Source organism: Photorhabdus sp. S10-54, assembly GCF_963878145.1.
GTDB lineage: Bacteria > Pseudomonadota > Gammaproteobacteria > Enterobacterales > Enterobacteriaceae > Photorhabdus > Photorhabdus kayaii.
In genome coordinates this window covers 30,319-41,085 of record NZ_CAWNXG010000042.1, presented here as the reverse complement: position 1 = coordinate 41,085, position 10,767 = coordinate 30,319, and the positions used below count along the sequence as shown (strand labels likewise).

Sequence of the window (10,767 nt, the reverse complement as noted above, 5' to 3'; positions counted from 1 at the left end):
CAATGAGAATATCAATGGGTTAATCAGACAATACTTTCCAAAGGAAACCGATTTTAATGAAATCTCTGATCAGGAAATAAATTTTGTGGTAAACCGATTAAATAATCGCCCCCGAAAAACACGGGGTGGGAAAACACCGAATGAATTATTTAAGGGAATACGAACATGTTTACTTCCAGATTAACGATGTTGCACTTATTATGTGAATCTACCTCTTATTTTGAATTTTATTGTTAAATGAAAAATCAATACATTGTTTTTATGAATTTCCTATTAAAAAAATCATATTGAAATTATTTATAGGGAATAATGGTTTTAATTATCTTTCTTTAATCAATTAAGTGAATCAGCGATAAAAACTTTCTACCAAAATTCACATATCTATATTTTTCAAGAATATTAAATAAAATCAATCTCTCTTTATCATGTCATGTAATCATGTAATCATGTAATCATGTAATATAGTTACCCATCAATTTAGTAACCTTATAAAACTATCAACGATGATAATAAATATATCAATGTGTTTATTCTCACCCGTGAGATCCTTTAGCATATAAACTTAATTTTTTCAATGTTAAATTTGTAAAAATATTAAATTTTCATGATGGCTCACTAATTTATAAATTTTTAGATAATTACTCTTTAAATTATCTCCATCAATCTATACTTACCTAGCTGGTTAATATTTTTAGAACACTTTTTTAACTTTATATTAACTTAATAAGGATATGCATCATGGGTGTTTTTCAGTACAAAGACTTTGATGACACTACTTCCAAAGAGTTATTTTCCGACGCAAAAACTATCGCCGGGTATGCTTATCATAATCTGGGCAGCGGATTTGCCGAGGGGTATTACAACTATGGTTTTGGTTTAGGGATGCCATTAACGTTGTTGACTGCAATTCTCGGTAGCACGACATCGCAGGGCATCACACCTAAATTGCCTTGGAATCCGGACGCAGAAAAACAGGCACAAGATAAACTCAATGACTCAGGATGGTTTACTATCAGTGCTGATGAGTTAGGTTATCAGGGAAAAACTGATGCCCGCGGTACTTTTTTCGGCGAAAAATCAAGTCATTCCACTGCTCAGGCAGAGGTAATGGGAAAATATGATGCTGATGGTAATTTGATTTCTATCGGCATTGCGTTTCGCGGTACGAGTGGTCCTCGAGAGTCAATTATTACCGATACATTTGGCGACATTATGAATAATGTGCTAGTAGCGTTAGGTAAGAAAGACTATTCGAATGACTACGCGCCAAACGCTTTCGGCCGGCTGCTGGATCATGTAGCCAATTATGCCAAAGCTCACGGTTTGACGGGCAATGACGTTGTGGTCAGCGGCCATAGTTTGGGTGGGTTAGCTGTGAATAGTATGGCGGAGTCTAGCGATACGAAATGGGGGGGATTTTACTCCCAGTCGAACTATATCACTTTCGCTTCGCCATCACAGTATGAGAAAGGTAACAAAGTGCTGAACGTGGGATACGAGAATGATCCCGTATTCCGCGTATTAAACGGCACTAGCATTGATTCATCATCCGCGGGAGTTCACGATACACCAAGGGACTCTGCGACAAATAATATTGTTAATTTTAACGATCACTATGCATCAAACTGGTGGAATGTGTTGCCCTTCTCCATTGCTAATGCGTCAACCTGGGTTTCGCATGTGACGCCATTTTACCAGAGCGGCATGCAACGTATTATGGAGTCAACGTTCTACGATCTGACTCATAGAGACTCTACTATTGTTGTCAGTAATCTTTCCAACGTCACCCGTGAAAATACTTGGGTGCAGGATTTGAACCGGAATGCTGAGAAACACACTGGTAGTACTTTTATTATCGGTACCGACGGCAACGACCTAATTAAAGGTGGTAAAGGAAACGATTATCTGGAAGGGCGCGACGGCAATGATATCTTCCGTGATGATGGCGGATTTAACATTATTGCCGGCGGGAAAGGCCATAATACCTTTGACTTACAGAAGTCACTAAAAAATGCAGAAATAGCCTATGACCAGGCAGGTACATTGTATATGCGTGATGCACAAGGCGGCATTACCATTGCTACGGATATCTCGGCTATAAGAAGTAAGGAAAGTACCTGGCTGTTTCTGACTAAACAGGTGGATTCTCAAGTCAGAGCCGAGGGTTTGTATTCTAGCAATGGATTGACGAAATACGCCAATTCAGTCACAGGCAACGATGGGAATGATACTCTGACTTCTAAAACCTCCGGTAGCTGGTTGTTCGGTCTGGATGGCGATGATACGTTGATCGGTTTCGGCAACAATAATGTCTTCGTCGGTGGTGAAGGTAATGATGTTCTGAAAAGTCAGGGTAATAACAATACCTTCCTGTTCAGCGGTGATTTTGGACAAGACATCATCTATGGTTACAACAAGACGGATAAACTGGTGTTCTTGGGTACCGAAGGCAGCAGTGATAAAAGTAATTATCTGGATCATGCTTCTATGGTGGACAATGATCTGGTGTTTACCTTCGGGCAAAACTCAGTCACTCTGGTTGGCGTCAGCATGGATAGCTTATCGGTAGATAACATAATACTGGCATAACATATAAATCATGCGATACCCCTATTCATGAAGTGGCCATGTCAAAATGGCCATCTTTTTTTAGAATCAACTGAATAGTCAACATGGCAAAACAGAGATTTTCATTTATTTTCCGACCACGATATTTTCTGTTAATAAAGCGTGACCAACGGCATATTTCGCCTGCCATGCTTTAGGATTGATCAAATAATGTTGCCGGAAGCGTTTAGAAAAATGGCTTGGACTGGCGTAACCTACTGCGGTAGAAACATCAATGACACTCATACCTTTTTTCAATAAATCTTCTGCGGTCGTCATGCGGACATTTTCCAGATATTGATGGAAAGTGCGAAAAACAACAGCACGAAATCCCTCTTTTAATTTCCGTTCATTTAAACCAACCGCTCTTGATAATGATTTTATTGTCCAAGGGTAATGATAATCACTGTTAATTATTTTTATTGCATTATAAACGGCTCGGCGTTGTAACCCACTGACCATATTATATTGACAATCATAAACTTGAGACGCCACACAAGCGAGTATTTCTAACGCTTTTGCCTTTAAATAAACCTTTCTTACATTGCCACTTAATTGGCACTCTTCTATTTGGTTCACTATTTGCATAAATGGTGGGTAGATAGGACATGCCATCATCAATACATCACTGTGACTGGCGTTCTTTTCAAAACCTGCCGCTAATTGAGTAAAAGGTGGCAATTCCTGAGCTGCAATTTCGTTCAATGAAAAACGAATGTCGAGTATATGCCATGATCCGCAGCCAAAGAAGTTCATGCCTCGCGTCATTTTCGGTGAATAGAAAAATATCATCATTCCCGGATGAATATCTAATTCATCACCATTTTCAATCGCCATTTTTCCTCTCCCGTTTAAAATAAACGCGATTGACACCGTTGGCGGTCCTTCACAATATTCTGTGACATCTTTGTTGAGTTCAAAGCATAGCCGATTTATGTGAATGCCGTCAGATAATTCCTCAATCAATAAGGGAGTATTTGTATTCTTTTTATCTGCATGTGAATGCACGCAATTGCAATGGTCAGCCGTGAAAACTTCTAATTTTTTGCTATAGATTGTCTTCATGAGATCCCCTATAAAATTAGCATCAGACACCAGTTAAAAATTATTTCCGTACTTAAAATAATAGTTTTTACATATTATAGACATTATATTTTTACTGTATATATATACTGTGTGTATATATTGTATTGTAAATATCACGCAATTTATCATTAATGATAATCATTATCAATAGTACGTAATGCGCTACTTTTGTCCCTATTCCGTTAGCCCTGATGGAATACTATCGATAGTCTCCCGTTATGTTTTTTGTTTTACCACACCTAATTTTTGTAAAACATGATTTAAACAGTGCATAACGAGTTATTTATATGAGAAAAAAATACGCTAAGGCGTCTGTTTTATGTTGTTTAATTTCGCCTATGGTATGGGCAGAACATTCGTCTGGCGCGACAGAAGATGCTTTGATTGTGACGGCAAATAAACGGGAAGAAGCGTTAAATAAAGTGGATGGTAGCGTTCTGGTTAAAACAGGCGAAGAACTTGTACAGGCCGGTATAACTCAAGTACAAGATCTTGAACGCGCTTTTCCTGGTTTACAAATCCGCTCACGAGGTAATAGAACCTATTCAGCAACCACCATTCGCGGTATTAGTTCACCGGATTTCTATTCGCCTTCTGTTCGAATTTATGTCGATGGCGTTCCTCAAGATCACCAATTCCTAACACAAGAATTAATCAACGTGGAACGTGTAGAACTATTACGCGGTCCGCAAGGGACTTTATATGGCGGAAATGCACAAGCGGGTGTTATTAATATCATCACTCGTTCGCCGCAAGAAGGCCCTTGGCTTAATCTTTCTGGTAATTACTCCAAGCTGAAACAAGGTGGTTCTTTCAGCGGATCAATACCGCTTATTGAAGATCTCCTTTATGGTAGTACCAGCCTGCGTTGGGTAAAAGAGCCTGGGCAAATTGATGTACCAAATCGTGGCGATAAAAATATTGATTCCAGCAAAACCTGGCTTGGACGAGGGCAACTGACATTTGCACCAGAAGATTCTTCGTTCAGTGCTGAACTTAGCTTTGCTCATGAAGATCTCGATTCCCATGAAGAAGTCTATCTAAACGACGAACAATTTCGTCGGAAAGAATATGATGGCCCTATCCCTGATTTAACCCGTCGGGTTAACAGTTATGCATTCAAGGCTGAATATGATTTTGGCGACAGTGTATTAACCAGTGTGACTTCTTATCAGGATCGCGATATTTACCGTGATTTCATTGGTGGTAAATGGAAAGAGAAACACCATGCCACCACGCAAGAGCTGCGTTTGAACTCCAATTTCTCAAATGGGATTACCAGCGTTCTCGGTGGTTGGTTTTCAGATGAAAAGAATAAACATCATACCAGTGGTTACCCCGGTTACTATGGCAATGCGGCTAACACAATAAAAGGAAAATCGCTGGCACTGTTTGGTGAAGTGAAATTGCCCTTTGCTTCTCAGTGGGATCTGACCTTGGGTGGCCGTTTGTCCCATGAAAAATCGCAGATAGACTATGCTGGCCGTTCTGGCATGGCAGCAATCGAAGCTTTTGATAACCAAGTTTCCAGCAATGAATTTACGCCTAAAGCCGCATTGGGTTGGCAATTGACGCCAGATACCCGTTTCTATCTCTCTGCTACGAAAGGATATAAACCCGGTGGATTCAATAACATTGTCTACTCCGCCAATGATAGAAAACCCTACGATACCGAAACCTCAGATAATTATGAGTTTGGCTGGCATACCTCGTTCTTTGGTAACGCAGTGACGTTAGACAGTGCTGTTTACTACATTCGTTCGAAAGATAAACAAATTTATGTTGGTCCGATCGGTGCACAGTTTATACGCAATGTGGGTAAAGCAGAGAGCAAAGGCATTGAATTGAGTAGCCAAATTAAACCAATGAAAGGGCTGAAATTTTCTCTCGGGGGAAGTGTAGGCAAATCAAACTTCATTGATGCAACCGATACAGAGAATGGCATAAGTTATAACGATAAACGTCTGCCTTATGCGCCAGATGTCATGCTCAATGCAAGTTTTGACTACTTGATTGATCAAACGTTGTTACCCGGTAACCTCTATTTAAATGCCGGTGCCCGCTACTATTCAAAAAGCTACTTTAATGAAGCGAATACCCTTGAACAGGGAGGATACACCCTCTATGACGCTTCATTAAGTTTAGAAATGGCACATGGGATTAATGTAAAACTCTATGGCGAAAATCTGGGTGATAAAAAGTATCGTGTCTCCAGTTTCACCGTGGGGCCAAATACGCTCAGTATGATCAATAAGGGCTTGAATGTTGGGTTGGATGTGAGTGTCTCGCTATGACGCACAATATCTCCCATCCCCGTCATATATCGTTACTATTGTTGACGTTGGCGGGGGTTTACACCCTCCAAAGTACTATCGGCATGTTAACGTTACAAAGTATGCCAGCGTTTTTGCGTAGCCACGGCGTAACCCCGGATAAAATCGGCTTGCTCTACTTGCTGATGCTGCCTTGGGCATTCAAATTCCTTTGGGCGCCTGTTATAGAGCGCTATCGTAAATCTGGTTCGGGGGATACAAACCCCCGTCGTATCATGATTTGCGGAAATCTGTTAATTACCTTGCTTTTTTGTTCAATGTCACTGGCAAAACCTGCCGAACATATGCCGCTGATTATCGTCGGTCTGTTTCTGATCACCATTTGTTTGACCGTGGTGGATACCACCACCGATGGCCACGCTATTGACCGGTTATCGCCAAAACATCGCCCTTGGTGCAATGTTATGCAAGTTGGCGGCGGTTATTTGGGTTCTATCATCGGCAGCGGTCTGTTTCTATACCTTGTTTCACTGTATGGTTGGCACATTGGCGCCGGGGTGTTAGCCATAGTGATTCTATTGATGTCACTGCCTGCCCTGTTTTTACGGGAAACACAGGTAGAAAAAGCACCAACGGTTTTAAAAGCCCCGGTTGCCCCTTCTCTCAAAAATGCACTCCGTCGGGCGCCGGTTAGACAAGCACTGGTTTTGATATTGCTATGTATGATCGGTACGCGTCTTTCACTTGGTATGCTTTCGCCGTTTTTGATCGATCGCGGTGTGGATTTAACTCAACTTGGTATCATTGCCGCCAGTGGTGGTGCATTAGCTGGATTATCTGGTGTTCTGCTTGGTGGTATCATTGTACGTAAATTCGGTGCTATCCAGACTTTACTGTCTGTCATGCTGCTTGAATCTATCGTATTAGCCTGTATCTTCTGGCTTGCCCGGCAACCAGAAGCGCCGTTATCCCTGCTTTCAGCCGCATATGTTTTCATCACCTTAATCACCGCCGCCAAATTTGTTGCGCTGTATACCCAGATGATGTCGCTCGCTGCGGGTGCTCAGTCCGGTGTGGATTTTGCGTTGATGCAATCCGCAGATATGGGTATTGCAATTATCTGTTCAGTGTTGGGTGGATTGATTGTTACTAAAGCAGGCTATTCTGCCCTTTTCGTTCTTGCACTTCTCTTCACCTTCATTGCCTTGTTCTGGACATTGCGTAAATTCCATAATTTCCACAAGGAGAGCGTGAATGCGTAATCATGATACTTCTGTTCAGAGTTCGCCGGAGCAGCGTGCGGCTGATGCCGGCGTTATTAAAGAATTATGGTATATGATGCGCCCATACCGCACGTTGAGTTACGTTGCTATTGCACTTGCCATTCTTTCCGCCGGCCTGCAAATGTTGCCGGCGGCGGTTGCCGGGCTCATCACCCAATCTATCTATGACGGGCAATATGACACGCTATTGAATTATGGCGCTATGTTATTGGGATTTACATTTGCCGCTATGTTGACCTTTAGTGGTTCAACGTTTTTTGCTCATTTGATCGCTGCCGATGTGCAAGCTGATGTTCGCCGCAATATCAGCAGTAAGTTGAAGTCTGTCCCTTTGGGTTTTTTCATGCTGACCGACAGCACTGAAATAAAAAAGATGATGCTAGATGACGTCGAACAGCTTGAAGATGGTATTGCCCATATCATTCCAGAGATGTCTGCTACCTTATTCGGTCCATTGATTGCATTGAGTGTCATGTTAGCCATTGATTGGCGGTTAGCCTTAGCAGCCTTCGCGCCAACTTTGGGTGCCTGCCTGTTATTCGTCTATATTCAGATAAAAGTTCAAGCGACAACTCAGCGTTTTTATGCAGCCCAAAACCGTATTGCTTCAACAATGGGTGAAGTTATTAATGCGATTCCTGTGGTCAAAACCTATTCAGGCGGCAAGGTTGCGTTGCAACGCGCTGAGAAAGCGTTTACTGCCCTGACTCGGATTATTGATGTTTGGGTTGAGAAAGTACAGGTCAAATCCAGCCGGTTTTTCGTGTTATCCAGTGCTAACCTGTTGTTTGTCCTCCCTTTGGCGGTCTGGTTATTGAACCGACAAGAGATCACTTTATTCGAATTCACTTTCTTTATTTTGGCGGCAATGGCATTCGGCAATATTGCCTCATCTATGTTTGCTGTGATGACACGTTTGCAACAGCAAGAGGCATTGATCACACGCTATCGTTGGTTAATGAATCAACCTGAACTGGCACCTTGTACCCAAAGCCAAACACCAGCCGATCACAGCGTCGCTCTGCACAATGTCAGTTTCTCCTACCAAGATAAGCAGGAGAATGCATTAAATAACATTTCATTTTCTATACCGGCGGGCAGTTCATTAGCTTTAGTCGGTGCCAGTGGTTCGGGTAAATCTACTGTAGCGAGTCTTATCGCACGTCTTTGGGACCCTCAGCATGGTCAGGTTACTATTGGCGGTGTTGATATCCGTAATATGGATGAACCGACACTACGCAATAACGTCTCTTTTGTTTTCCAGCGTGTATTTCTGTTCAACGATACGGTGGCTAATAACATACGATTAGCCCGTCCTAATGCCTCACAGGCCGAAGTTGAAACGGCTGCTATCGCAGCGCAAGCACATCAATTTATTCAGCAATTACCGCAAGGCTACGACACCGTACTGAACGGTGGCGTGAGTTTATCGGTAGGTGAAAAACAGCGTATTGCCGTTGCCGCCGCTATTCTAAAAAACGTCCCGATTCTTGTATTGGACGAAGCTACAGCCTATACCGATCCAGAATGTGAAAAAGAGATGCAACAAGCGCTCAATGCTCTATGCCGCAATAAGACAGTGATTGTCATTGCCCATCGTCTACCGACTATCCGTCATCTTGATCAAATAATGGTTTTAGATAAAGGACAGATTATCGAACAAGGAACCCATGAAGAACTGGTCGCACAGCAAGGCGCATACGCCAGACAGTGGGCTGCTTGGCGGGGAGAAAAAACCGGGGCCGGAGCAAATTATCATGGGGCTATTTAATCGTCTCCAGCAACATCTATCACCAAAACTGCAAAGAGTTTGGTTTAAAGGATTGTTATATAAACAGTTTGATACCGTTGCGATTATGGCTCAACTTGCTATTGCTGCTTGGGCTATTACCCATCTAGGGGAAAGTGACAATCCTATGTTGCCGCTTATCACTTTGGGATTACTGGTTATTTTACTGTTGCTGCGGTTTACTTTTATGGCTCGCGCATTATGTAAACTCACCATTGCCGCCTATGGTTTAGGCATAGAAATTCGTCGCTCTCTGCTACAACACCTTGTCAGTATGTCTGTCGCCACTATTCGGGGATTGAGTGCTGGAAAAATAGCGTTGACGTTATCTGAAGATGTGCAATGGCAGGAAAATCAGTCAGCCTATACCACACCGCAAATCGCTTGTCAGGTGATGATGCTGACTCTCATCTACCTGGCTTTATTCTGGTTCGATTGGGTGGTTGCCGGTAGTGCATTATTAGTGCTGATGGTTGGGATGTTCATCTTGGGGGCTATCCGTAAAAAACTGGATGAAATATTGCGCTTGCGTGCCACTATGATGGCTGATGTATCCGAAGCTATCGTTGAGTACGCCCAAGGTATGTCCTTTATTCGTGCTGCGGCAGCGACCACGACGGTAGAACAGCGTTTTGACCGCGAAATCGACCAATTACGTGTCGCATTCCGCCGCGGGGTATTCAGAAGTATTCCGCTACTGAGCCTGTTTTACATCATCATTGATACTAGCGTGGTCGTTGGCATTCTGGCTGGCGCTCTGCGCTTTAATTCACCAGAAGCATTAACACTCTCAGAAATACTTATCACGATTCTGTTGTTGTTTGCCACGATGACCCCTCTACGTGGGATCATCCCCTTACTCAATATTACGGCCTTAACGCAAGTAGGTGAAACCCATATTGCAGAGATAGAAGCCGTTGCAACGCAAGCTTCCGGGCCACTAGCCGCGCCAGACAAATATGATGTTGAAGTGAATAACATCTCATTTAGCTATCCAGGTACGAATCAACCCGCTATCCAAAATGTGTCATTTTATGCGCCGCAAGGCAGTATGACCGCTATTGTCGGGCCCAGTGGCAGTGGGAAATCCACACTGGCTTATCTGCTGCTCTCTTTCTATCAACTGGATAAGGGAGAAATCCGTCTGGGTGGGAATGATATTCATCATTACCAAACCCAGGCACTGTATGACACCGTTACTATGGTATTTCAGGAAACCGCACTATTTCAGGATACCGTCGCTAACAATCTCCGGTTGGGTGATCCCAGTGCAACCCAGTTAGAACTGGAGCAGGCTGCTCGCCTTGCCAATATTCACGATACGATTGTGGCATTACCGCAAGGGTACGATACACCGTTAGGGGTGGATGGCGGTACTCTGTCTGGTGGCGAGCGTCAGCGCCTTGCTATTGCCCGGGCTATCTTAAAGCAATCTCCAGTTTTATTCCTTGACGAAGCAACAGCTTCTCTCGATCCCGAAAATGAACAGTTGATACAACAGGCGTTTGATTCTCTTACCCAGAATAAAACGGTCTTTGTTATCGCTCATCGGTTGAGCACGATAACTCGCGCTGACCAAATATTGGTGATGGATCATGGAACCCTTTGTGATAGTGGCACTCACGACGAATTGTTAGGACGTTGTTCACTTTATCAATCCCTTTGGGAAAACCATCTTGGCTCAGAGGAGCACTGGCATCTATACCCAAATAAGCCAAATAAGGTGTAA

7 protein-coding genes are annotated in these 10,767 nt (G+C 42.9%); 6 read left to right on the top strand and 1 reads right to left on the bottom strand.

What is annotated here, in order from left to right; all coding sequences use genetic code 11:
• Together AACQ83_RS18785 and AACQ83_RS18780 are read left to right on the top strand one after the other, a co-directional pair.
• On the top strand, positions 1-184 hold a 184-nt coding region (locus AACQ83_RS18785), incomplete at its 5' end, for a transposase (RefSeq protein WP_370446037.1).
• A gap of 554 nt (positions 185-738) precedes the next feature.
• Complete coding sequence (locus AACQ83_RS18780) at positions 739-2,589, top strand: polyurethane esterase (RefSeq protein WP_112879132.1); 1,851 nt, start codon at positions 739-741, stop codon at positions 2,587-2,589.
• Positions 2,590-2,694: 105 nt separating this feature from the next.
• Here the strand turns inward: AACQ83_RS18780 and AACQ83_RS18775 are convergent, their stop codons facing one another.
• Complete coding sequence (locus AACQ83_RS18775; protein ID WP_112879131.1) at positions 2,695-3,672, bottom strand: helix-turn-helix transcriptional regulator; 978 nt, start codon at positions 3,670-3,672, stop codon at positions 2,695-2,697.
• A gap of 308 nt (positions 3,673-3,980) precedes the next feature.
• Between AACQ83_RS18775 and AACQ83_RS18770 the strand changes: the two genes are divergently transcribed.
• The 4 genes from AACQ83_RS18770 to AACQ83_RS18755 are packed head-to-tail and all read left to right on the top strand — an operon-like array spanning position 3,981 to position 10,767.
• Positions 3,981-5,987: a TonB-dependent receptor gene (locus AACQ83_RS18770; protein WP_112879130.1), complete on the top strand. Its 2,007-nt coding sequence runs from the start codon at positions 3,981-3,983 to the stop codon at positions 5,985-5,987.
• A complete protein-coding gene (locus AACQ83_RS18765; protein ID WP_112879129.1) occupies positions 5,984-7,228 on the top strand; it encodes an MFS transporter in 1,245 nt (414 codons plus the stop codon). Before AACQ83_RS18770 ends, AACQ83_RS18765 begins: the two co-directional genes overlap by 4 nt.
• On the top strand, positions 7,221-9,020 hold the full coding sequence (locus AACQ83_RS18760; RefSeq protein ID WP_240000854.1) for an ABC transporter ATP-binding protein: 1,800 nt from the start codon (positions 7,221-7,223) through the stop codon (positions 9,018-9,020). Before AACQ83_RS18765 ends, AACQ83_RS18760 begins: the two co-directional genes overlap by 8 nt.
• Positions 8,920-10,767, top strand: a complete 1,848-nt coding sequence (locus AACQ83_RS18755; RefSeq protein WP_240000853.1) for an ABC transporter ATP-binding protein — start codon at positions 8,920-8,922, stop codon at positions 10,765-10,767. The genes AACQ83_RS18760 and AACQ83_RS18755 overlap by 101 nt, the downstream gene beginning before the upstream one ends.

Coding starts and splice junctions, on each gene's coding strand:
- AACQ83_RS18780 (WP_112879132.1), top strand. CDS start 739: ATGGGTGTTTTTCAGTACAAAGACTTTGATGACACTACTTCCAAAGAG.
- AACQ83_RS18775 (WP_112879131.1), bottom strand. CDS start 3,672: ATGAAGACAATCTATAGCAAAAAATTAGAAGTTTTCACGGCTGACCAT.
- AACQ83_RS18770 (WP_112879130.1), top strand. CDS start 3,981: ATGAGAAAAAAATACGCTAAGGCGTCTGTTTTATGTTGTTTAATTTCG.
- AACQ83_RS18765 (WP_112879129.1), top strand. CDS start 5,984: ATGACGCACAATATCTCCCATCCCCGTCATATATCGTTACTATTGTTG.
- AACQ83_RS18760 (WP_240000854.1), top strand. CDS start 7,221: ATGCGTAATCATGATACTTCTGTTCAGAGTTCGCCGGAGCAGCGTGCG.
- AACQ83_RS18755 (WP_240000853.1), top strand. CDS start 8,920: ATGAAGAACTGGTCGCACAGCAAGGCGCATACGCCAGACAGTGGGCTG.